The organism is Myxococcus guangdongensis, from assembly GCF_024198255.1.
GTDB classification, from domain to species: Bacteria; Myxococcota; Myxococcia; order Myxococcales; family Myxococcaceae; genus Myxococcus; species Myxococcus guangdongensis.
Window position 1 is genome coordinate 156,597 of sequence record NZ_JAJVKW010000013.1, and the last position, 25,953, is coordinate 182,549.

The following is a 25,953-nucleotide window of genomic DNA, read 5'->3' on the forward strand; positions in this document are numbered from 1 at the left end:
CTCTCTCATGAACGTCGGGGCAGGCAACCAGGGGACTAGCTCTCACCCATCAGCTTCTCGAGGGCCGCGAGCTTCTCGTCGAGCAACGACCCCAGCTCCTCCGGGGGACGCTGCTCCAGCTCCGCCAACCTCGGGCCCGTGTCCTCCACCGGCGCCGTCGGCGCGACGGGGACGAGGGGGCCCAGCTCGAAGACCTCGAGGGCCAGGTGCTCGGCCAGGGACTCGATGCTGGGGTGCTCGAACACCAGCGTGGCCGCCAGGGGACGCTCGAGTCCGAGGCTCGCCTGGAGACGGTTCTTCAGCTCGACCGCCATCAGCGAGTCCATGCCCGAGTCGAACAGCCGCAGCGCGCCGGACCTCGGCGCGGACGCGTCCCACCCCAGCACCTGCGCGACCTGCTGATGCACGTGCTCGAGCAGCACTTCCTGCTGACGGCCACGTGACAGCCCCTTCAGCCGCGCCCGCATCGGCGTCGCCGTCGCGCGGGGCATCCCCGCCCGAGCCTCGGCGAGCAGGTTCGTCAGGACCTTCGGCGCGCCGGCCTCCCCGAAGCGTTGCAAGTACCGGGGCCACTCGATGGGCAGCACCGCGACCTGCGCGCGTCCCGAGTCCATCGCCTGTCCCAGCAACTCCAGCCCCTGCTCCGGTTCAATCCACGCGAACCAGCGCCGCGCCTCCGGCACCTCGAGGGCCGCCGCCATTCCGCCGCCACTCCAGGGGCCCCAGTTGATGCTCACCGCGTTCAGCCCGAGCGCGCGACGGTGGTGCGCGAGCGCATCCATGAACGCATTGGCGGCGGCGTAGTTGCCCTGCCCCGCCGCGCCCAGCAGCGAAGCGGAGGAAGAGAACATCACGAAGAAGTCGAGCGGCAGCGCCAACGTCTGCTGATGGAGGTTCCAGCTTCCGCGCTGCTTCGGTGCGAGCACGCGCTCGAAGCGGGCCCAGTCCTGGTGGAGAATCGTGCCGTCCTCCACCACGCCGGCGACGTGCATCACGCCGCGCAGCGGTGGGGCAGTACCCGAGAGGGTGGCGAGCACCCGCGCGACATCCTCGGGCCGCGAGACATCCCCTCGCGCGCACTCGATGCGTGCCCCGGCCTCTCGAAGCGACCGCAGCGCCGCCTCCGCCGCGAGTCCCGCGTCGTTGCGCCCCATCAACACCAGATGGCGTGCGCCACGCTCCACCATCCACCGGGCCACATGGAGCCCCAGGGCTCCCAGCCCGCCCGTGATGAGGTAGGTCGCATCCTGTCGGAGCCGAGACACGGACGACGCGGTACGCGAGGACACCCCGCCGCGCGCGAGCCGGGCCACGTACCTGCGTCCGCTCCTGAAGGCGACCTGCTCATCCTCGGGAGTCCACAGCAGCTCGTCCCGCAGGGCGCGGAGGTCGTCGTCCCGCGAGTCCCCATCCAGGTCGATGAGCGCACCCCAGGACTCCGGATGCTCCACCGCGAGCGTGCGGCCCAAACCCCAGAGCGCCGCGTGGGCCAGCGACGGAGGCGCCGCCTCGTGCCCCGTGCGCTGCGTGCCGCGCGTCACCAGCCACAGGCGAGGAGGGACCGTGCCTCCGCTTCGACTCAACGCCTGTGCCAGGTGGAGTGCCCCCATGCAGGCCAGGTCCTGGGTCGACGGCGCGGCCAGCCCGGCCCCGAGTCCCCACAGGTGCACGATGCCCCGGCACGGCTCGCCTCCCGTCGCGGCGACGTCCTGGAACAGGCGCGAGAAGTCGTCGGACCGGGCAGGGTCGACCGTGAACACCCCGCCATCGCGAGCCTCGTAGGTGCTTCCCGCCCGCACCCGCACGCAGCGAGAGCCCCGCGCCGCCAACGACTTCGCGAGCTCATCCGCCAGACCGCCCCCATCCACGAGCAGCACCCAGGTGCCACCTGAGGGAGAACCGTCGGGGAGCGCATTCAGGGGACGCGGCTCCCAGGTGAGCTCGTAGCTCCAGTCCCGCCCCGTGCCGAGAATCCGCCGCAGCGCGGAGCGGCTCACCTGCTGGAAGCGCAACCCCACCAACTCGACGCACACGCTCCCCGTCTCATCGAGGATGCGGACATCCCCGGTCGACGTGCCGTCAGGCCGCATCGAGACGTGGCTCCAACACGTGGTCCCCGGCTCACGCCAGACCACGAGCCGCTCCAACCCGACGGGCAGGGCGAGCACGTCCTCGGGAGTGTCGTTGCCTTCGCCCAGGAAGAGAGCGCCACAGACCTGGAGACACGCATCCAGCACCGCGGGATGAAGTGGCGCGCCCCACGTCTCCGCGGACAGCGTCTCGGGCCGACCCACCTGGCCCAGCGCTTCGCCTTGCCCCAGGCGAATGTGCTCGATGCCCTTGAAGGTCGGGCCGTAGTGGATGCCGCGTCCGTCGAAGTGCGCGTAGAGCGTCGCCGCGGGGACCTCCGTGGGACACCGCGCCAGCAACGCCGAGAGCGTGCGCGACTCGGGGGCGACGACCTCGGCTCGCACCCTGGCGAGACTCCCCGACGCGTGAAGGGTCCAGCTCGGCTCCTTCGTGCCTCGGGTGCCCTCCCCCTCCGCGCTGAAGAGCTGGAAGGTGTACGTGTCCTCACCGCTCGGCGAGACGACGAACTGGAGGACGCGCTCCGCGGCGTCGCGCAGGACGAGTGCGTCGTGGAGGTGCAGTCCTTCCACCGCGTGTGCACCCGTGCCCAGGAGCTCGGCGGCCGCGGCTCGCGCCAGCTCCATGTAAACCGTGGCTGGCAGCACCGTCACGCCGTGCACCTGGTGCTCGGCGAGGAATGGCATCGCGCCGGTTCCCACGGACGACTCGAAGACCGTCTGCGTGAGCGCGGGGGAGCGGAGGCGACGTCCCAGCAGCCTCGCGTCACCCGCGACAGGCATCGCGGTGCGAGCGCTCTCACGAGGACGTTCGACCCAGTAGCGCTCACGCTGGAAGGGATACGTCGGCAGCGCCACGCGTCGACGCGCGTACCCCTTGTCCACTCCCTCCCAGTCCACCTCCACGCCCTTCACGTACAGCTTCGCCGCGCTCCCCAGCAGCATCTCCCAATCGCTGCTCCCGGGCCTCAGGCTCCCCACCCACTGCGCCTCCCCCTCTCCCAGGTACCTCTTCCCCACCCCCGTCAGCGTCGGCTTCGGCCCCACCTCCACGAAGACCCGGTACCCCCTCTCGTACAGCCCCTTCACTCCCTCCCAGTACCTCACCGGCTCCCTCAAGTGCCTCGCCCAGTACCCCGCCTCCCTCTCCTCCCCCTTCACCTCCCTCCCGCTCACGTTCGACACCAACTCCAACTTCGCCCTCTCCATCCTCACCTTCCCCGCCGCCCTCTCGAATCCCTCCTTCATCGGCTCCATCAGCTCCGAGTGGAACGCGTGCGTCGTCTTCAACGCCCGGCACTCCTTACCCCTCGCCTTCAGCCTCCCTTCCACCTCCTCCACTTCCTTCACCCTCCCCGCCAGCACCACCTCTCCAGGCCCGTTCACCGCCGCAATCAACCTCTCTCCACCTTCCCCCTTCACCTCCTCCTCACTCGCCAGCACCGCCACCATCTTCCCTTCACCCTCCAGCCCCTCCATCAACCTCCCCCGCTCCATCACCAGCTTCAGCCCCTCCTCCAGGCTGAACACCCCCGCCACGCACGCCGCCACGTACTCACCCAGGCTGTGCCCCATCACCGCCGCCGGCTTCACTCCCCACTCCCTCCACACCTCCGCCAGCGCGTACTCCACGCTGAACAGCGCCGCTTGCGACACGCTGCTCTTCTCCAGCAGCACTCCCTTCCCTCCGTACAGCACCTCCACCAGCGACTCCCCCAACTCCCCCTTCACCACCTCGTCGCACTGCTTCAGCACTCCCCGGAACGTCTCGCTCGTCTCGTACAGCTCCCTCCCCATCCCCTCGTGCTGCACCCCCTGCCCCGTGAAGAGCAGCACCACTTCCTCCGCCTTCTTCGCCTGGCCTTCCGCGCCCTTCTCCACCGCCCCGCCGCTCGCGTACCTCGCCAGCTCTTCCTTCAGCTCCTCCCCCGTCCTCCCCACCACCGCCACCCGGTGCCCGAAGCGCGCTCGGCCCGTGTTCGCCGTGAAGCACGCGTCCCCCACCTCTTCTCCCAGCCCCTTCGCGTACCGGCCCGCGAGCTCCCTCAGCGCCTTCTCACTCCTCGCTGACAGCGCCAGCACGTGCCTCGGCCTCTCCTCCACTCCCTTCCTCTCCACCTCCGGCGCCTCTTCCAGCACCACGTGCGCGTTCGTCCCGCCGATGCCGAACGAGCTCACCCCGGCGCGACGCGGCGTCGAGGCGGCGCGCCACTCCGCGAGCCGCGTGTTCACGAAGAAGGGGCTGTGCGCGAAGTCGAGCTGCGGATGCGGCGCCTTGAAGTTCAGGCTGGGAGGCAGGCGTCGGTGCTGCAGCGACAACACCGTCTTGATGAGGCCCGCGATGCCCGCCGCGACCTCCAGGTGCCCCACGTTGGTCTTCACCGAGCCGATGGGACAGACGCCCACCGCGTCGGCGCCGGCGCCGAAGGCCTGCTGGAGCGCGGCGAACTCAATCTGGTCGCCCAGCGGCGTGCCCGTCCCGTGCGTCTCGATGTAGCCGATGCTGCGAGGGCTCACGCCCGCGGCCGTCAGCGCGGAGGAGATGACCGCGGCCTGACCATCCTGGCTCGGCGCCGTGTAGCCAATCTTCATCGAGCCGTCGTTGTTGACCGCCGAGCCTCTGATGACGGCACGGATGCAATCGCCGTCCGCCAGCGCATCGGAGAGGCGCTTGAGCACCACCACGCCCGCGCCGCTCCCGAAGAGCGTTCCCTGGGCGTCCGCGTCGAACGCACGGCAGTGACCATCCGGCGAGAGGATGCCGCCCTGCTCGTAGAGGTAGCCGGACTTCTGCGGCAACCGCACGGCCACGCCCCCCGCGAGCGCCATGTCGCACTCGCGGCTGCGCAGCGCCTGACTCGCCAGGTGGACGGCCACCAGCGACGAGGAGCACGCCGTCTGGACACTGATGCTCGGCCCCTTCAGGCCGAGCCGGTACGACACATGCGTCGCCAGGTAGTCCTTGTCGTTCCCAATCAGCGTCTGCAGATCTCGAACGGCGCCCTCGCGCCCCACCGACGAGCCGAGGTGGAACAGGAGGTAGTTGCTGATGATGGAGCCGGCATAGACCCCCACCAGTGACTCGAGGCGCTTCGGATCATAGCCCGCGTCCTCGATGGCCTCCCACACGCACTCCATGAAGATGCGGTGCTGAGGGTCCGTGAGCCGGGCCTGCTTCGGCATGAGCCCGAAGTGCTCGGCGTCGAAGTGCTCCACGTCATCCAGCATCGCGCCGGCCCGGACGTAGCGAGGGTCATCCAGGTGCGAGGGCTCCAACACCGAGCCGCGCAGCTCCTCCTCCGTGAAGAACGAGACCGACTCGACCCCGTCACACAGGTTCCGCCAGAACTCCGCCAGGTTCCTCGCGCCGGGGAACCGGCCCGACATCCCGACGATGGCAATGGCCGACTCCAGCGCGGGGTCCGGACGCGCGCTCGGCGCGGCCTTCGGACGGGGCTCCTCACGGACAGGCTCACGCCGAGGTGACGGGGGCGCCGCGGGACGGGACTCGGTGCTCCGCGTCGACACGTACTCCGCCAACGCGCTGACGGTGGTGAACCGGAACATCTGCGCGATGGGCAGGTCCACCTGGAGCCGCTCTCGCATCCTCCGGTGGACCTGGACGATCTGCACCGACGTGCCCCCCAGGTCGAAGAAGTTGCGGTGGATGTCCACCTCGTCCAGGTGGAGCACCTCCTGGAGGATGGTGGCCAGGGAGCGCTCCACCTCCGTGCGCGGCGCACGCGACGTGGGCGAAGACACCTGCGCGCTGTCGCTCGGCTCGCGCAGAGCGTCGCGGTCCACCTTGCCGTTGGACGTCAGCGGCAGCGCGTCCATCAGCACGAAGGACGTGGGGACCATGTAGTCGGGGAGCCGCGCGACCAGGTGCCGCCGCAGCTCCTCGGGAAGCGAGAGGGTCGGAGCCGAGCGCGTCGCGGGCGCGGCCACCTTCGCCGAGGCGCCGACCCCACCCACCAGGAAGCTGTGCAGGAGGACATGCCCCGCGCCCAGCGCGAGCTGCTGGCGCAACGGCTCGAAGTCCAGGCCACCAATCGGACACAGGCCCAGCGCTCCTCCCACCGCCGAGCTCATCAGGAGCTGGGCGATGTATCCCGCCTCGAGCAGACAGAAGTCCCTCGCGAGCGCTCCGTACAGCGGCTGGATGGCGTCCAGCTGCCCGACGAGGAACATGGAGAACGCCGCGTCGTCGAAGGTGGCCCGGTTGCCCGGCGCGTGCTGGGCACGGCTCATGACGACATCCGGCGAGAGCAGCACCAGCTCGTGTTGCTTCGGATGGTAGTAGTACATCCCTCCCGCGAGCCCCTGGACCCGCCCGGCCTTGACGTGCAGATAGACCTGCACCGGATAGAGCCCTCCCGCCGACGCATAGCGGTACTTGGGGAGGAGCGAGTCCTCGAGCTGGACCTGCATCAGGCAGCTCAACAGCTCGGTGAGCTGCTCGAGGGGGACAGGGCCCGAGCGGAAGGACTTGTGACTGCGCCGGTCGACGACCGCCTGGAGCCGCGCGGCGTCGAGGACCGGCTTCGCGAGCGCGATGGACTCACGCTCGTCGACGTCCGTTCTCAGCCCAGGTCCCTTCAGCTTGAACTCGAGGCGCGCGATGGGGTCGGAGATGACGCCCAGCTGAGGCTCCGGCTCATGCGCCTCGTCCAGCTTCTCGTCCGAGGGCTCCTTCGCGAGGACGTTCGTCGGAATCGCGGCGTCCGGGACGACATAGGCCACCAGCCGACGCGGCCCGCCCGGCTTCCCGAGCGCCTTGACCACGGCCCCTCGCACGGCCGGGTGCGTATCGAGCGCGGCCTCGATTTCTCCCAGCTCGATGCGGTGCCCCTGAATCTTGACCTGGAAGTCCTCGCGGCCGAGGAACTCGATGTTCCCGTCCGGCAGGAAGCGCCCCAAATCACCGGTGGCGTAGAGGCGCTCACCGGTTCGAGGGTGGACGATGAACCGGGCGGCGGTGCGCTCCGCGTCGCCGTAGTAGCCCAGCGCGAGCCCCACGCCGCCGATGTAGAGCTGCCCCGCCACCCACTCCGGACACGGCTCCAGTGTGTCGTCCAGCACGTGGAAGCGCTGGTTCATCATCGGGTGGCCGTAGGGAATGCTCCGCCACGCGCGGTCGACCTCGCCAATCCGATACAGGATGGACCAGATGGACGCCTCGGTCGCTCCGCCCAGGCTCACCAGGTCGATGCCCGCGCGCTGGCTCCGGATGCGCTCGGGCAACGTGACGGGAATCCAGTCGCCGCTCATCATCACCAGACGCAGCGAGTCCGGGAGGCGCTGTCCCGCGCCCTCGACGAACTCGATGAGCATCTCCATCAGCGCGGGGACCGAGTTCCACACCGTCACGCGTCCCTGGGCGAGGACCGACAGCCAGTGGCTCGGGTCGCGCGGGGTGCCGGGCGCCGGCATCACGATGGCGGCCCCCGCGGCGAGCGTCCCGAAGATGTCGTAGACCGAGAGGTCGAAGCTGAGCGACGAGAGGGCGAACACCCGGTCCTCGGGCCCCACGCCGAAGCGCTCGTTGATGTCGACCAGGGTGTTCACCGCGCCCTGGTGGTCGATCATCACGCCCTTGGGCCGCCCCGTCGAACCCGAGGTGTAGATGACATACGCGAGGCCATTGCCCCGAACGACAGGAGGCTCCGCGTCCCCGACGTCGAGCGCGCCGTCCAGGTCCACCGCGAGCCGTCGGGGCCCGTCGGGCCAGGTCAGTGACGCATCGAGGTGCGCCTGCGTGAGCACGAGCTCGACGCGCGCGTCCCGCAGCAGCTCGTGGAGCCGCTCGGTGGGCAGGCCCGGGTCCAACGGCAGATAGGCCGCGCCCGCGCGCAGGATGGCGAGCGCGGCGAGCACCTGCTCCGGCCCCTTCTCCGCGACGATGGCCACCAGGCGATCCGGCTGCGCGCCCCGGGCGACGAGCCACGAGGCGAGCCGCGCCGAGCGCCGCTCCAGCGCTTCGTAGGTGAGCACGCGCTCCCCCGCGATGATGGCGGGCGCCTGGGGCCGCGTGGCCGCCTGCCGCAGGAAGAGCGTCTCCATCCGCTCCGACGGGACGGGCCGCCGCGTGGCGTTGTAGGCCTCGCGGCGCGCGAGCTGCTCGGCCGGGAGCGGCTGCCTCGCGGGGGCCTCCCAGGCGGACGGGTCCTCGACCAGCCGGCGCAGGAGCCGGACATAGGCCCCGAAGAGCGCGTCCATCAGCCCCTGGGGGAACTGCGCGTCGACGGAGTCCCAGCTGAAATACAGCGCGTCGTTGAGCTCGAAGACCTGGTGGTCCAGCCACACCTGCGGCGTCTGGCTGACGACCTCCACGATTCGCACACCCTCGCCCATCCGCAGCGAGCGCCCCGTCTCCGACAGCAGGCTCGTGAACACGTAGGGCATGCCCATCCCCGTGTCCAGACGACCGAGCCGGGCCGCCTCGCGCAGGACCTGCACGCTCGACACGATGGAGTGCTCCAGGTCGTCGAAGAGCTGCCCCTGCAGTCGCCGGGCGCGCTGGGCGAAGGACTCGGGCTGGGAGCCGTCCACCTCCAGCAGGATGCCCGAGGTGAAGTCGCCGACGATTCGCTCCACGTCCTGAATCAACGGCAGCCGGTTGAAGAGCGTCAGGTTGAGCGTCAGTCGCTGGCTCCGGCCGTGCGCGCGCAGCACCTCGCCATAGGCCGCGGCCAGCGCCATGGACGCCGTCACACCGGCCGCGGCGGCGCGCTCGCGGAAGGTCTTCCACGCGGCGGGCTCCAGTCCGCCCTTGCGACGGGAGAAGCGACGAGGCCCCCTGCTCCCGAGGTCGGCGGCGAGCGGTAGCTCGGGCGGACCGGGCAGCGTCGCCAGCCGGCCGCGCCAGTACTCCAGCGCGCGCTGGTAGGCCTGGGCTCCCTGGTCGCGACGTCGCGCGGCGGCGGCGAAGTACTCGCGGAAGGTGTGCTTCAGCGGCGCGAGCGGCGCCTCCAGGTCCTGGTACAGCACCACGCACTGCTCGATGAGGAGCTGCACGCTGAAGGCATCCGCCACGAGCAGGTCCAGGCTGATGTGCACATGGACCTGTCCCCCCGGGAGCTGGGAGGCGCGGACCTCGAAGAGCGGGAAGCGGTCGGCCGGCAGCACCTGATGGGACAGCTCCGCTCGAATCGCGGACAGGTGCGCGTCGACCTGCCCGGCCGAGGCCTCGCGGAGGTCATACGCCGTGACGCGGAAGGGCGGCACGGAGGCCAGGACGACCTGCTCGCCCGTGGGCAGCACCACCATGCGCAGCATGTCGTGATGCTCGATGAGCCGCTGGAGCACCCGCTCGAGCCGGGTGGGGTCCAGCGCGTCGAACGCGAGCTCCAGGTAGCTGTGCGCCGCGACGCCTCCCGCGTCGAACGCGTCCTGCCGCCCCACCCAGTAGGCATTCTGGATGTCGGTGAGCGGGAACGGCGAGAAGCGCGCGTCCTCCGGCGGTGCGACGACCGCGGCCTGGACCTCCGCCCCGTGGGAGGTGGCGCTCAGGTGCTCCACGAGCTGGTGCTTGCGCTCCCGCAGCGCCGCGCGCACCTCGTCCGTGACGTGGCCCGGGGGCGCGCGGAACCGCAGCGCCTCGCCCTCCACCCACAGCTCGATGCCCTGCTTCTGGAGCTCGACGATGAACTCGGCCGTCTTCACAACGCCCCCTCTTCCCAGGCGATGGAGCCGCCCACGAGGCCGTGCAGGTACACGTGGGGTTCCTCCAACCGGAACGCGTCCCGGACGTCGTCGAAGCGCAGCTCCCCCACCTGGCAGAGCCCGAGCTGCTGCTCCGCGGCGCGCAGCTCCAACAGCTGCGAGATGAGCCCCGCCTCGAGCAGCGCGAAGTCCCGCCACTTCTCACCGTAGAGCGGCGCGATGGCGCGCCTGTCACACACCAGGAAGAGCGAGAACGCGGAGCTGGCGAACATGGGCCGGTTGGTGGGCGCGTGGAGGCTCGCGTCGAGCGCGTCCACCGCCGCGAGCCGCACCAGCGCGTGGCGCACCGGCTCGTGGTAGTACGCGCCCGCCTCCAGCCCCCGGACCCGTCCCGCGGCCACGTGGAGGTACAGCTGGACGCCGTACGCGCTCCCCGCCGAGCCGTACTGGTATTTGAAGCGCCCCGCGACATCGAGCGAGCGCAGACACGACAGCAGGCGGCCCAGCGCCTGGGCCTCCACGGGCTCGGACGAGAAGGTCCGGTGGCTGGAGCGCTCCAGCTGACGGCGCCGCGCCTCGCCCTCCGCGAGCCCGGCCATCGGGACCACGGGCGCCCCCATGTCGAAGGTGCGGACTCCGTGACGCGCGCGCTTCCAGGCCTCGCGCTGCTCGGGGTCCAGCAGCAACCCCTCCTCGACCTTCGCGCTCGCGGGAGGGACCTCCGTCGACTGGCGCCGGGTGTAGTAGGCGACGATGTCCGCGGTGTTGCGCAGCGTGAGGAACTCGGACATCCGGGGCCGGCTCCCGAAGGCCTGCTCCAACAACGTCGCCAGCTTGATGAGCTCCACCGACGTGGCGCCGAGCTGGAGCAGCGAGGCCTCCGGCTCGACGCTGGGGCGCTTGAGGACCTCGGCGACGAGACGGGTGATTCGCGTGTAGACCTCTCCGCCGCGCGCATCCAGCGGCACCGCGCCGTGGGCGGGCTCCTCCACCGGCGTGGGCAGGGCCTTGCGGTCCACCTTGCCGTTCGACGATTGCGGCAGCGCCCGCAGCCGCATGAAGACGCCCGGCACCATGTAGTGCGGCAGCGTCCTGCCCAGGAACTCCCGCAGCGCGTCGTCGGTGGGCGCGGGCTGCCCCTCCACGGGAGTGACGTAGCCCACCAGCTTGCGCTGCGTGCGCTCCCCGGGAGCGGCGACGACGGCCTCGCGGATGGCGGGATGACGCGCGAGCGCGGCCTCGATTTCACCCAGCTCGATGCGGTGTCCGGCGACCTTGACCTGGAAGTCCTTGCGGCCCAGGAACTCGATGACCCCACCGGGCAGGAAGCGGCCCAGGTCGCCCGTGCGGTAGAGGCGCTCGCCCGTGCCCGGATGCGTGAAGAAGCGCGCGCGCGACATCTCCTCGTCACCGAAGTAGCCCCGGGCCAGACCGACCCCTCCGATGAAGAGGTCCCCCGGCACATGCTCCGGCCGCGGCGCCAGCGCCTCGTCGAGCACATGGAAGCGCTGGTTCAGCATCGGCCGGCCGTAGGGGATGCTGCGCGCCCCGGGCTCGACGTGGGTGATGGGGTGCAGAATCGACCAGACCGCGCCCTCGGTGGCCCCGCCCAGGCTGATGACCTGGATGTCGTGGGACAGCCTCCGGATGCGGTCCGGCAGCGTGACGGGAATCCAGTCACCGCTCATCAACACCAGGCGCAGGGACTCCGGGAGGCGCTCACCGCGCGTCTCCACCAGGTCCACCAGCATCTCCATCAGCGTCGGGACGGAGTTCCACACCGTCACGCGCTCCTCGCGCAGCCACCGCAGCCAGCTCGCGGGCTCCCACGTCGCGTCGGGCTCGGGCAGCACGAGCGTCGCGCCCGCCGCCAGGCTCCCGAAGATGTCGTAGACCGACAGGTCGAAGCCGAGCGACGACAGGCCGAAGACCCGGTCCTCCGGGCCGACCCCGAAGCGGGCGTTGATGTCCTGGAGCGTGTTCGCCGCGGCGCGGTGCTCGACCATCACCCCCTTGGGGCGCCCCGTCGAACCCGAGGTGTAGATGCAGTACGCCAGGTCCGCCGGCGAACGCGCGGGCGCGGGCGGAAGCGCGCCGTTCGCGCTGTCCGGGATGCTCACCACCTGGACGCCCTCCGGCCACGCGAACCGCTCCACCTGCCCCGGCTCCGTCACCACGATGCGGACCTTCCCCTCCTGGAGCAGGAGCCGACGGCGCTCATCCGGCAGCGTGGGGTCGATGGGGAGATACGCCGCCCCGGCCAGATGGATGGCCGTCACCGCGACCACCTGCCTCCAGCCCTTCTCCAGGATGACGGCGACCAACCCGTCGGGCCGCGCGTCCAGCTCGGCCAGTCGGGTCGCCAGCGCGCCCGCGTGTCCACGAAGCTCCGCGTAGCTCAACGTCCGCCCCGCGCTCACCACCGCGGCGTGAGCGGGTGCTCGCTGCGCCTGGGCCAGGAAGAGCGCCTCCAGGCGCGCCTCGGGGATGGGAGACGTGGTGGCGTTGAACGCCTCACGGCGCGCGGCCTGCGCGGCCGGCAGACGTACGGGAGAGCGAGCCTCCCAGGCGGCGTCATCCTCCGCGAGCCGACCGAGCAGGGCCTCGTAGGCCGCGAAGGCGTCCTCGAGCATGCCCGACGGGAAGAGCCCCTCCGGACTGTCCCAGGAGTAGCGCAGCGCCCCGTCCTCCTCCCGGACCTGGTGGTCGAGCCACACCTGCGGCGTCTGGGTGATGCCGTGGACCGTCTCGCCCAGCCACCCGAAGGGAGAGCCCGCGCCCGCGCTGCCGGGGCGGTGTCCCAGCAAGCTCGTGAAGACGATGGGCATGAGCGCCCCCGCGGCGCCCTCGCGCCGCCGCGCGCGCTCGCGCATCACCCGCATGCCGCTGAAGAGCAGGTGCTCGAGGTCGCGGGCCAGCTGCTCCCGGAGTTGGACCGCGCGCTGGGTGAACGACGTGCCGCTCCCGTCGACCTCGAGCAGCACGTTCGTCGTGAAGTCACCAACCACCTTGTCGATGGCCGGGTGGATGGGCAGGCGCCTGAAGAGCGTGAGGTTGAGACAGAAGCGGGCGCTCTCGCTCCACGCCGCGAGCACCTCCGCGAACGCGGCGCAGACCACGCCGGAGCGGGTCAGCCCGGCTTGCGCGGACCGCTCCTTCAGCCGCTCCCACCGCCGCGCGTCCAGGCTCCCGCTCAGCCGCCGGAACGCGGGGCGCACCAGCTGCTCGGGAGGCGTGGCCAGGGGCAGCACCGGGGCTTCCGGCAGGTCATCCAGGCGCGCGCGCCAGTAGGCCTCGGCGCTCCGGTAGGCATTCGTGTCGCGGGCGGAGACCTCCGCGAGCACGTGCTCCCGGAAGGACACCGGCACCGGCTCCAGCACCTTCTCCGGCGTCACGTACAGCTCGCGCCACTCCTCGAGGAGCGCGAGCACGGCGGCGGCATCCATCGTGATGGCGTCGATGTCCAGGTGGATGCGCGTGCGGTGCCCATCGAGCAGCGTCGCGCGCAGCTCGAAGGTGGGCCATTGCCCCAGGGGCACGGAGCGGTTGGAGAGCTCCTGTCGAATCCCGGCGAGCTTCGACTCGACGACGTCCGAGGCCTGGCCACGCAGGTCCAGCACGGGCATGGAGAAGGTGGGCACCTGCTCCAGCACGCGCTGCTCTCCCGACGGGAGCACCACGGCGCGCAGCATCGCGTGCCGTTCGATGAGGCGCCGCCACGCGCGAGACAGCCGCTCCACGTCCAGCTCGCGCCCGTCGAGCTCATGGTACAGGTGACAGGAGATGCCCCCGACGCCGAAGTCGGTGCCGCGTCCGACCAGATAGGCCTCCTGGATTTCGGTCAGCGGGAAGGGCGCGTGCTCCTGCTCGGAGCGGAGGGCCTCGCCCTGCCGCCGGAGCAGCTCGAGCACCTCCGCCTTCCGGGCGGCGATGTGCTGCTGCAGCTCGGGCGTGATGACGTTGCGCGCGGCGCGGACCCGGAGGTGCTCGCCCTCGACCTTGAGCTCCACACCCAGGCGCGTCAGCTCGGCAATGAGTTCGGTGGCATTCAAAATTGGAACTCCTCCATCGGGTCATCAAGGGCCGCCTCCGGCGGAGGCGGCACGGCATCGAGGCTTTCCAGGACGAGCGTCACGAGGTCGTCGAAGCTCAGACCGCTCAGCAGCTTCACGGCCGGAACGGAGAGCCCCAGCGCCAGCTCCAGCCGCGCCTTGAGCTTCATGCCCATCAGCGAGTCGAAGCCGAAGCGGACCAGGGGCAGGCGGCCGTCGGCCAGGTCTCCTGGGAGGGCCAGCATCGAGACCACCTCGCGCCGCAGCGAGCCTTCGACGCGCGCCCTCCGCGCCTCGGGCGTCATCCGGACCAGCTCCTGGAGTGGAGGCAGCCCCTCGGGCGCGGCCGTCCGGGAGACCCGGGGCTGCGCGCGGATGAAGTCGGTGAGGAGCGAGGCGTGGTCCGCGGAGGGATAGACCTGTCCCCACTTCGCCCAGTCGATGCGGGCGATGCCCACGTGCGTCTCGGTCGTTCCCCGCAGGAGCCTGCCCAGGATGGCCACGCCTTCGTCCGGCGCGAGGCTCTCCACGCCGAGGGCCTCGAGCCGGGCGCCCCGGTCGGCCCGCGCCGCCGCGAGTCCGACCTCCGCCCAGGGCCCCCACGCCAGCGAGCACGCGGGCAGTCCACGCGCCCGCCGCTCGGCGGCCAGCGCATCCAGGAAGGCGTTCGCGGCGCTGTAGTTGGCCTGCCCCACCCCGCCGAGCAGCGCGGCGATGGAGGAGAACATCACGAAGAAGTCGAGCGGGTCCTCTCGCGTCTGCTGGTCCAGGTGGAGCGCCCCCGCGACCTTCGGCCGCAGGACCCGCTCGATGCGCTCGCGCTCCTGTCGGACGAGCAACGCATCATCGAGCAACCCCGCCGCGTGGATGACGCCGCGAAGCGGAGGCAGGTCCGCGCGCAGCTCCGACAGCGCACGCGCGAGGGACTCCCGCTCGCCCACGTCCGCCGCGAGCACGCGCACCGTGACGCCCTCCGCCGCGAGGGCCTGGAGCACGACGCGGGCCTCCTCGGAAGGCGCGTTGCGCCCCAGGAGCGCCAGGTGCCGCGCGCCCTCCTTCGCGAGCCACCGCGCGCACCGCAGCCCCAGCCCGCCCAGGCCTCCAGTGATGAGGTACGTGGCGTCCGCGACGACGGGCACGGGGCCGGGCTCGGGGATGACGTCCAGGGATTGGAGCCGCTGCGCGAGCCGCACGCCGTCCCGCCAGGCGATGCGGTCCTCGCCATCCAGGAGCCGCAGCTCCGTGCACAGCGAATGCACCGTGTCCGCGGCGGGCGCGGGGTCCAGGTCCACGAGCGTGCAGCGGAGCTCGGGGTGCTCGTGGCGCAACGTGGCCCCGAGCCCCCAGAGCGGCGCCTGCGCCAGCCGGAGCGCGTGCCCCGCGTCCGTCGCCTGCGCGCCCCGCGTGACGAGCCACAGCCTGGGAGGCACGGCGCGCTTCAGCTGCGTCAAGGCCTGGAGGACCCGCACCGCGCCGACCAGGACCTCGGTGATGACCCGCGCCTCGCTCCCGGGCTCCAGGGCTTCGACATCGAGGGCCGCCAGGTACATCACCCCGCGACAGGTGCCCGCGCCGAGCGCCTGTTCCAATCGGCGCTCCAGTGAAGCCTCCGACTCCGTGGGCTCAGGGGACGCCATCACCTGGCACGACGAGCCTTCGGTCGCGAGCCGGTCCGCCACCGCGGCGCCGACGCCTCCACGGTCCGTCAGCAGCAGCCAGGGTCCCGTCTCCCGCGTCGGAGTCGCGACGGGAGGCGATGGCCGCCAGCGGACCTGGAACAACTCCTGGCCGAGCGCACGCACGCGGTCTCTCGCGAAGGCCTCGCGAGGAGCACGCTTGACGACGAGCCCATCGATCCACGCGACTGTCGCGCCATCCTCACCGAAGAGGCGGAAGTCGGCGCTCAGCGTCTCGCCGCCATGACCGCCGTCGGGCCGCAGCGCCGCGTGGGCCCAGAGCGTGCCGCGAGGTGGCGACAGGAAGACCACGCCTTCGATGCCCACGGGAATCAGGGGCACGCCGTCATCGCGCACGATGCCCGGGACACCGCGCAGGACATGGAAGAGGGAGTCGATCAACCCGGGGTGCAGCGGCGTCGCCGGTTGCCGGTCCTCAGGCTCCGGCGCGCGCATGCACCCCAACGCCTCGCGCTCCCCCTGCCAGAGCTGCTCGACCCAGCGGAAGCGCCGCCCGAGCGAGATGCCCTCGGCATCCATCGTCTCGTAGACCCGCGGCACCTCGAGGGGCTTCGGACATCGCGCGCGCAGTTGCTCCAGCGACGCGGCCGCGTCGACTCGCGGCGCGCCGGCGCGCAGCACCTTGCCCTCCGCGTGGAGCACCCAGTCACCCTCGCCGCCCGCTTCCTGGCTCTGGATGCGGAAGGACGCTCGCCCCGACTGCTCCGCCCCCACCACCACCGAGACGGGACGCGAGCGCCCCTCCTCCACGACGAGCGCGCGAGGGAAGACGATGTCGGCCAGGCGAATCGGCGCGGCGCCATGGAGCGACTGGAGCGCCGAGAGCACCATCGAGACATGGCCGGCGCCCGCCACCACCACCGCGCCGTGGAGCAGGTGCTCGCGCAGCAGCGGCATCCGCTCCACCGACAGCTCCACCTCGAACAAGGTCTCCGCCAGCGGAGAGCGCACCCGGCGCCCATGAAGGGGCAACGCCTCCTGCGTGGAAGCGGGCCTCGATGCGGCGGGAGACGGGCTCGCGACCCAGTAGCGCTCCTTGCGCCAGGGGTAGGATGGCAGCGCCACCAACGCTCCGCCCTCCGGGAAGAGCTGCTCCCACGCCGGCGAGACGCCCGCGACGAACAGGCCGCCCAGCAGCGCGCGCAGGGTGTGGCGCTCGGCCTCTCCCCGCCGCAGCGCGGACACCACCGTCGCGCTCCGCCCCGTCTGCTGGAAGCACTGCTGCACCGGACGCGACAGGACGGCGTTGGGCCCAATCTCGACGAACAGCGAATGGCCCTCGCTCGCGAGCGCGGAGATGGCGGGCGCGAAGCGCACGGGCTGTCGGAGGTTCCGGGCCCAGTAGTCGCGGTCGAAGTCACGGCCCTCCGCGCGCAGCCCACTGACCGAGGAGAAGATGGGGAGCGACTCGGGCCGTGGGGCCAGGCCCTCCAGCGCCTGTCGCAGCGCCTCCAGGTGGGGCTCCACCGCGTGGCTGTGCGACGCGTAGTCCAGGCCGAGCCGACGACAGGAGACCCCTCGCGCCGACAGGGCGCCGAGCACCTCCTCCATCGCCTCCGCGTCACCGGAGAGGAGCACCGACGTCGGACTGTTGAGCGCGGCGACGGACAGCCGAGTGCCATGATTCGCGATGGCTTCGGTGGCCTCGGCCTCGGAGAGTTCCACGGCGCTCATCGCGCCGGTCCCCGCGATGGCCGCGAGGATGCGGCTGCGCTCGAGGGTGATGCGCATCGCGTCCTCGACCGAGAGGACTCCCGCGGCGTGGGCCGCCGCCACCTCGCCGATGCTGGACCCCAGGACCGCGTCGGGCTCCACGCCCCAGGAGCGCAGCAGCGCCACGAGCGCCGCCTGGAGCGCGAAGTGCGCGGGCTGGGAGATGTGGGCCAGCTCGAAGCGGGGCTGCTCTCGTTGCAGCTCCTCGATGACGGACCAGCCCGCGAGCTTCATCAGCACGGCGTCCACGGACCGCAGGGCCTCGCGGAAGACGGGCTCCTCCTCGAGGAGCGCTCGCCCCGCGCCGGACCACTGCCCTCCCTGTCCGGTGAACAGGAAGACGACCCTGGGAGCCGCGCCGGGAAGGGCATAGCCGGACGTGACATCCGGATGCGACAGGCCACGAAGGAAGGCGTCCATCGCCTCCGCGGCGCTACTTCGGGAACGAGCCACCACGGCGAGCCGATGCTCGTGGTGACTCCGACGACAGCTCGTGGAGTAACAGAGGTCGCGCCACGCCGCGCCCCCCTCTCCGGTCAGCGTCGCGGACAGGCGCCCCGCGGCCTCGCGCAGGGACTCCGCGGAGCGGGCCGACAGGACGAGCAGCTCGGGGCGCTCCAGGGACGCCGGGGCCTCCGCGCGAGGCTCACGCTTCGGGGCCTCCTCGAGGACCACGTGGGCATTCGTCCCGCTGAAGCCGAACGAGCTGACCCCGGCGATGCGCCGCGCTCCGTCCGGGACACGCCACGCGCGGTGCTCGGCAATCACCTCGACGGGCAGCTCGGCCCAGGGGATGTGGGGACTGGGCTCCTTGAAGTGGAGGCTGCGCGGCAGCTCGGCCTGTCCCAGCGCGAGGATGGCCTTGATGAGGCTGGCGATTCCCGCCGCGCCCTCCAGGTGTCCCAGGTTCGTCTTGACCGAACCGATTCCCAGCGGCGAGGAGGCGGGGCGTCCACGACCGAGGACCGCCGCGAGGGCCTGCACCTCGATGGGGTCCCCGAGCGAGGTCCCCGTGCCGTGTGCCTCGACATAGCCGACGTCGAGCGGGGCGACGCCCCCCTGGCGCAGGGCGCTCTCGATGACGCGCTCCTGGGCGGGCCTGCTCGGCGCCGTGAGCCCGTTGGAGCGGCCATCCTGGTTGACGGCCGTCCCCCGGATGACGGCGAGGACGGGGTCCCCCGCCGCGAGCGCCTCCGACAGGCGCTTGAGGACCACCACGCCCGCGCCTTCTCCCCGCACATATCCATTGGCGGAGCTGTCGAAGGCCTTGCAGGCACCGTCCGGGGACAGCGCCTTGAGCTTCGAGAAGTAGACCGTCATGCGCGGCGAGAGCAGCAGGTTCGAGCCGCCCACGAGCGCGACGTCACACTCCCCCTCGCGCAGGCTCTGGCAGGCGAGGTGTGTGGCGACCAGGGACGAGGAGCAGGCGGTGTCGACGGCGAAGGTGGGGCCCTCCAGGCCCAGCGCGTACGCGATGCGTCCGGCCGCCACGCTCAGCACGCCACCGGAGCCCGAGTAGGCGTTGATGCCGCGTGCATCGGAGGCATTGAGCTCCAGCAGCGCGTAGTCGCTCAGGCAGATGCCCAGGAACACCCCGGTGGGGGTGCCCTTGAGCCGCTCCACCGCCATCCCCGCGCGCTCCAGCGCCTCCCAGCTCAACTCCAGCAACATCCGCTGCTGCGGGTCCATCGACCGGGCTTCCGCGCCGGAGATGCCGAAGAACGAGGCGTCGAACGCGTCGATGTCGTCGAGGAAGCCACCGTGCCGCGAGTACGTCTTGCCCGGGGCCTCCGGGTCCGCGTCGTACCAGTCGTCGAGCGTCCACCGCGACGCGGGCACCTCGCGCACCGCGTTCACCCCGTCGGCGAGCAGGCGCCAGTAGTCCTCCGGGCTCCGGATGCCCCCGGGCAGCCGGCAGGACATGCCCACCACGGCGATGGGCTCCGCGCCGTCCACGGCCGCCCCGCGGGCCTTCACGGTCCGAGGCGCCGGCTCCGAGGCCACCTTGTCGGCGGCGGGGATTTCACGCGCCAGGAAGTCGAGGAGCTGCTCCAAGCTCGGGTGGTCGAACAACAACGTGACGGGCAGGGGCCGACCGAGCGCGGCGGACAAGGCGTTGCGCAGCTGCAACGCCATCAGGGAGTCGAGCCCCAGCTCCTGGAGCGGCCGACGAGGGTCGATGGGCGACGAGGACGACAGCCCGAGGACGTCCGCCGCCTGCGTCTGGAGCAGCGAGAGCAATCGGGCGCGGGCTTCACGGGGCGAGGCCCCCACGAACGCCACCGAGGGCGGCGCAGGGCGGGTGGGCTCGGCGCGACGAGGCGCGAGCACCTCGAAGAAGGGAGGGAGTCCCTCGCGCACCGGGCGCGCGCTGGCGGCCGCGACCACGGGCTGCGTGAGGTCGGCGCCGAGGATGCCTTCCAGCGACGCGAGGGCCGCGGCGGGGGCGAGCATCCCCAGCCCGAAGCCGGACCAGGACCTGCCGGCGTCGGCGGACAGGCGCGCGGCCATGCCCACCTCGGCCCAGGGCCCCCAGTTGATGCTCGTGGCCGTCAGACCGTTGGCGCGTCGGTGATGGGCCAGCGCGTCGAGGAAGGCATTGGCGGCGGCATAGCTGGCCTGCCCCGTGGTCCCGAAGACGGCGCTCACCGAGGAGAACAGGACGAAGAAGTCGAGGCGCGACTCGAGGGTCTCGAGGTGGAGGTTGAGCGCCCCCTGGATTTTGGGAGCGAGGACGTGGGCCATCCGCGCCGTGTCCTGGAGCACCAGGAGCCCATCGTCGAGGACTCCCGCGGCATGCACCACGCCTCGGAGCGGCGGCATCGACGCGCGGCACGCCGCCAGCACCCGCGCGACCTCCTCGCGCGATGACACGTCTCCCTGGCCCACGGTGACGGTTGCCCCTGCGGCGCGCAGCGCGTCCACGCGTGCTTGCGCGAGCGGCTCCGGCGCGCGGCGGCCCATGAGGACCAGGTGACGCGCGCCCCGGTCCACCATCCACCGGGCGACCTCGAGCCCCAGACCGCCGAGCCCTCCGGTGATGAGGTACGTGGCGTCGGCAACGAGCGGCGGTGGACGGAGCGTGCGCGGAAGCCGCGCGCGCATGAGCCGGGCCACGAGGCGACGACCCGAGCGGAAGGCGATGCGGTCCTCGTCGTGCGACAACGAGAGTTCCTGGGCGAGCAGCGCCGCGTCATCGGCGGCTCCGGCCGGGTCCAGGTCGATGCGCACACAGCGCAGCTCCGGATGTTCGAGGGCCACCACGTGGCCCAAGCCCCAGAGCGGCGACTGTTCGATGGCGATGTCGCCAACATCCGCGCCGGTCGACTGCGCGCCCCGCGTCACCAGGACCAGGCGCGGTGAAGTCCCACCCCCGCAGGACGCCAGGAGCTTCACGAGCCCGACAGCACGCTCGAAACCTTCGAGCGGCGCAGTCGTATCGAGGCCTCGGAGGTCGACGACTCCGACGCGAGCCTGTGTCGAGTCACCGAGCGCATCGAGGCGTTCGAGCAGGCGCCGCTCGTCGTCCATGCCAGAGGAACTCGCCTCCACGCGAGTCCCAGGACGCCCGAGGTCGTCGGAGGAGCTCGCCTCCACGCGCGCGCCACGAAGCTCGAGCACAGCGGAGGGCACCTCCCCGCCAGCGTCTGGATGCGCGCGGCTGTAAGTGAGGCCCTCTCCGTGAGACTCGGGACGCGCGAGGCCGGTGGAGACCACCTCCACGCGCGCACCATGACGCTCCAGCTGTCGGGCAAGCGACTCAGCGAAGCCACCCTGGTCCGCGAGCAGCACCCAGGAGTGGGACTCCGAGGTGGAGGCCAGCGCCGCCACGGGCCGCGGCTGCCACTCCACCTGGAAGTGCAGCGGCGCCGCCCCCGTGTCGCGTCGCAGGACCGTGTCCCGGGGCGCCCGGCGAATCGTCAGGCCGCGGACCTCCGCCACGACCCCACCTGCCTCGTCCAGCAACCGCAGGTCCACCGTCGAGGCTTCATCGACCGCGCCCGTTCCCGAGCGAAGCACGAGGTGACAGAAGCGCGGACGCTGAGCCCCGTGGAGCACGAACCGGTCGATGCCGATGGGAACGAAGGCCAGCCCGTCGATGGACGAGAAGCCGGAGACCGCGCCCAGCACCTGGAAGCACGAGTCGATGAGCCCCGGATGCAGCCGGTAGTCCTCCGCGCCATCACCGGCCTCCGGCAGACGCAACCGCCCCAGCGCCTCGCGCTCGCCCCGGGAGACAGCCTCCAGCCAGCGGAACTGGCGACCCAGCACCAACCCCTGTCGGTCGATGCCGTCGTAGAAGCGCTCGATGGACGCGAGCGGCGCGAAGCGGGCCTCGAGCCCGGCGAGCGGCTCGGCCGAGGAGGGCTCTTCCGCGCCTCGCTCCAGTCGTCCGGTGGCGTGCAGCGTCCACCGAGGAGACTCCGCGTCGTCGCTCGTGGGCCGGGTCGACAGTCGGAAGTCGCCACCCGCCAAGATGGACACCTGGAAGACCCGCTCCTCCGAGTCCTCCATCACGATGGGACTCAGGAACAGCACGTCCTGGACGCGGCAGCCCTCCGGCCCCCAGAGTCCCCTGGCCGCGTCGAGCAGCATGCCGACCATGCTCGCGCCCGCGACCACCACCGTGCCGTAGAGCCGGTGGTCAGCGAGCAGCCGCACGCGGTCCGCCCGAAGCGAGGACTCGAAGCGCGCCTCACCGTGAGGAGCCTCCACCGCGCGCCCCAACAACGGATGCACCGTGCCTGGCGCCGCGCCGGGCGCGACGTCGAACCAGTAGCGCTCGCGCTGCCAGGCATAGGACGGCAGCGCCACCCGTCGGCCACCCCGAGGGAAGACCCCCTTCCACGAGGGCTCACGCCCCAACGTGTGGAGCGCCCCCAACGCGGCGAGCATCGTGACGCGAGGAGGGCGGTCCCGCCGCGCGGAGAACAGCGCCGCCGTCCCCTCCACCCCCGACGCCTCCAACGTCCGGGCCAGCGACTGCGACAACACCGGATGCGGGGAGACCTCGACGAAGACACGGCAGCCGTCGGCGAGCATCGCCTGGAGGGCCGGCGCGAACAGGACCCGCTGTCGGATGTTGGCGCGCCAGTGGTCGGCGTCGAGCTCCGAGTCCAGGACGCGCCCGCCCCGCACGGTGGAGTACAGCGGCGTCACCAGCGCCTTCGGCGCGAGCGTCCGCGTGCAGTCGTCGAGCTCCGCCAGATGCGCGTCCATCTGCGCGCTGTGGAAGGCATGGTCGACGTTCAGGAGCCGAAAGCGAATCCCCTGCGCCTGGAGGCCGTCCAGCAGCGACTCCAGCGACGCGCGCGCCCCCGAGACGACGATGTCCTCCGGGCCGTTGAGCGCGGCGACCGACAGCGCGTCACCATGCGGCGCGAGGAGCGGAGACAAGCGCTCGAGCGAGGCCGCCACGGTGGCCATGCCTCCGAGCCCGGCCGTCTTCCCCATCAAGCGGCTGCGGCTCACGACAAGGGCCATCGCCTCATCGAGCGACAGCGCGCCCGCGACGTGCGCGGCGCTGACCTCTCCGATGCTGTGCCCCACCACCGCGTCGGGACGGATGCCCCACGCCGCCCACAGCGCGGCGAGCGACACCTGGAAGGCGAACAGCAGCGGCTGCTCCACCTCCGTGCGAGGAGGGACAGCCCCGTCCCGAGCAACCTCCATCGCCTCGACGAGCGAGCCACCGGTGCGCGCGCGGAACGCCAGGTCGCAGCGCTCGAACATCTCCCGGAAGCGGGGCTCCTCCTCGAGCAGGCGGGTGCTCTCCCCCAGGGGAAAGCCGCCCTGCCCCGAGAACACGAAGCCCACGCGCGGCGCCTCGCCCTGCCGGACCACGCCCAGGGACTGGAAGGCCTTCGGAGGCGCACCGTGGCCGAACGCCTCGAGCCCGTCCTCCAGCGCCGCCCGCGACTGGGCCACCATCGTCAACCGGTGCGCATGGTGGTCACGCCAGAGCGCCGCGGTGGCGCAGAGGTCCCCGAGCGAAGGCGTGGGCGCGCCGCGAAGCTGCCCGGCGACGCGACGGGCCTGCTCCCGGAGCGCGGGCTCGGTCCTCGCCGAGAGCACGAACAACTCGGCGGGCACATCGGTGGCCAGCGGCGCGGGGGCCTCCGGGAACACCCGCTCCCAACGAATCGCGTGGCCCGCGGAAGCGAGCACATCGAGCGCGCGATGAAGCCCGTCCAGGTCCGGCTCGCCGCGTTGCAGGCCATGCACCACCGTGGCCGTCGCCGCGTGGGCCGCGATGTTCTCCTCCACCGCGCGCGCGTGGATGGGATGCGGATTGACGTCGAGGAAGACCTCGTGCCCGGAGTCGAGCAGCGTCTTCACCGCGTCGGCGAACCGCACGGGCGCCTGGAAGTTGTCGGTCCAGTACCCGGGCCCCAGTGACACACCGTCGACGAAGGCGCCCGACACCGTCGAGACCATCGGGATGCGCCCCGGCAGTGGCCGCAGCGCCGGGCACCCTTCCAGGAAGAGCGGCGCGAGGGGCGCCACCTGGGGGATGTGGGCGTAGAAGTCGATCTCCACCGTGCGCGCGAAGTGCCCCTCCGCCACCAGCCGCGCGGCGAAGTCCTGGAGGGCCGAGGGCTCCCCACCGATGCCCGTGGACCGGGGACTGTTCACCGAGGCGATGGCAATCCTCCCCGACCCGGCGGAAAGGCGCGCCTCCACCTCGGCCGCGGGGAGCGCCACCACGCCCATGCCCGCGCCACCCGTCACGCTCCGCTGGACCTGGATGTAGTGGCGGGCGAGCGCGAAGACCTCGTCTAGCGTGAGGATTCCCGCCACGTGCGCCGCGGCCCACTCGCCCACGCTGTAGCCGATGACGGCGCTCGGCTCGACGCCCCAGTCCCGCCACGTCGCCGCGAGCGAGAGCTGGAGCGCGAGGACGACCGGCAACTGCACCTCGCCCCGCTCGAAGCGCGAGCGGTGGCGCGGCGCGAGCAACGCCTCCACGAGCGAGTCCCCGCCGAGCCCCCTGTACACGGCGTCACAGGCCTCGAAGCGGGCACGGAAGACGGGCTGCATGGCGAGCAGCTCCCGCCCCATGCCCCACCACGCCGAGCCCGCGCCCGCGAAGAGGAACGCGACCTTCTTCGGCCCTCCAGCGAGCATCGGCCGAGGGCGGAGCGCGCCGGAGGAGGGCCCGGCGGCCCGCCGGGGCCCCGACAGGTGCTCCTCGACGACGAGGTGACAGTTCGTGCCCCCGAAGCCAAAGGAGCTGATGCCCGCGAGCACGGGCCCCTCGTCCCCGGGCCACGCCGTGAGCTCCGTCTGCATGCGCAGGTTCAGCGCATCGAACGGGATGTGCGGGTTCGGCTGCTCGAAGTGCAGGCTCGCCGGAAGCCGCCGCTTCCGGATGGAGAGCGCCACCTTGATGACGGCCGCGACGCCCGCGGCGGCCTCGAGGTGCCCGATGTTGGTCTTCACCGAGCCCACGTGGAGGGGCTGCCCGGAGGAGCGCGTCGCCCCGCCCAACACGGCGCCCAGGGCCCGGGCCTCTATCGGGTCCCCCAGCGGGGTTCCCGTCCCGTGCAGCTCGACATACCGCACCCGCGCGGGGTCCACGCCCGAGGTGCCATAGGCGGCGCGCAGCAGCTGCTCCTGGGCCTTGGGGCTCGGGGCCGTCAGCCCGTTGCTGGCCCCGTCGTTGTTCACCGCGCCGCCACGGATGACGCAGTAGATGGAGTCCCCATCCGCCAGGGCGCGCGACAGGGGCTTGAGGACGACGACACCCGCACCCTCACCGCGTCCGTAGCCGTTGGCCCGCGCGTCGAAGGTCTTGCACCGCCCGTCCGGCGCGAGGGCACCGAAGGCGGAGACCGCCTGGAGCGTGCGTGGAGAGAGATTCAGCTGGACGCCCCCCGCGAGCGCCAGGGTCGACTCGCCCGCGCGCAGGCTGCGACACGCCTCGAGGATGGCGACCAGCGACGAGGAACAGGCGGTGTCGATGGCCAGGCTGGGGCCCTCGAATCCGAACACATAGGAGACCCTGTTCGCGACGATGCTCCCGGCGTGGCCGGTGCAGGTATGCAGCGAGGCGGAGGCCCCCTGGAGCGTCTGGAGGTCGGCGTAGTCGCGCCAGACCAGCCCGGTGAAGACGCCGGTGCGAGAGCCCCGCAGCGTCCCGGGCGCGATGCCCGCGTCCTCGAGCGCCTCCCACGACAGCTCCAGCATCAAGCGCTGCTGCGGGTCCAACTGCCCCGCCTCACGGGGCGAGATTCCGAAGAAGCCCGGGTCGAACCGGTCGACGGTATCGAGGAACGCACCGGGGTACGCGCGAAGCCCTTCCCGCGCCCCTGGTGAGGTCGCCCAGCGCTCCGGGGGCGCGTCCGTCACGCAGTCGACGCCCTCCTGGAGGACCCGCCAGAAGCCCTCGGCATCGGGCGCGGAGGGGAAGCGGCAGGCCAGCCCGACGATGGCCACGGGCTCGGAGGGCTCCTGGGTGGGCGCATCCCAGCCGGGCTTCGGCTCCACGTCTCGCCCCAGCAGATGGGCGGCCAGCCCCGCGGGGGTCGGATGCTCCCAGATGAGCGTGGGCGACAGCGGCCTGCCCAACCTCTGCGAGAGCCGGGAGATCAACTTGAGCGCGACCAGCGAATCGACGCCCAGTTGGAAGAACGGCGTCGCGAGGCCCACCTCGCCCGCATCGCGCCCCAGCAACGACGACAACTCGACCGCGAGCCACGCCCGCAGCCCGTCGACGTCGCCAACCCGCTCTTCCAT

Annotated in this window: 3 protein-coding genes; all 3 read right to left on the bottom strand. The window is 71.9% G+C overall.

The window, feature by feature from the left end; genetic code table 11:
* Positions 1-35 precede the first annotated feature (35 nt).
* From LXT21_RS33540 to LXT21_RS33550, 3 genes are read right to left on the bottom strand one after another with little or no spacing between them, the layout of a single operon-like run.
* A complete protein-coding gene (locus LXT21_RS33540; protein ID WP_254042295.1) occupies positions 36-9,752 on the bottom strand; it encodes a non-ribosomal peptide synthetase/type I polyketide synthase in 9,717 nt (3,238 codons plus the stop codon).
* The gene (locus tag LXT21_RS33545; RefSeq protein WP_254042296.1) at positions 9,749-13,804 is read right to left on the bottom strand and encodes a non-ribosomal peptide synthetase; all 4,056 of its coding nucleotides are present in this window, start codon (positions 13,802-13,804) and stop codon (positions 9,749-9,751) included. Before LXT21_RS33545 ends, LXT21_RS33540 begins: the two co-directional genes overlap by 4 nt.
* Positions 13,801-25,953 carry a type I polyketide synthase gene (locus LXT21_RS33550; protein ID WP_254042297.1) on the bottom strand — a complete coding sequence of 4,051 codons (12,153 nt, stop codon included), beginning with the start codon at positions 25,951-25,953 and terminating at the stop codon, positions 13,801-13,803. The genes LXT21_RS33545 and LXT21_RS33550 overlap by 4 nt, the downstream gene beginning before the upstream one ends.

What these genes read in the sequence shown, in the direction of transcription:
- LXT21_RS33550 (WP_254042297.1), bottom strand. Translation starts at nt 25,953, where the DNA reads ATGGAAGAGCGGGTTGGCGACGTCGACGGGCTGCGGGCGTGGCTCGCG.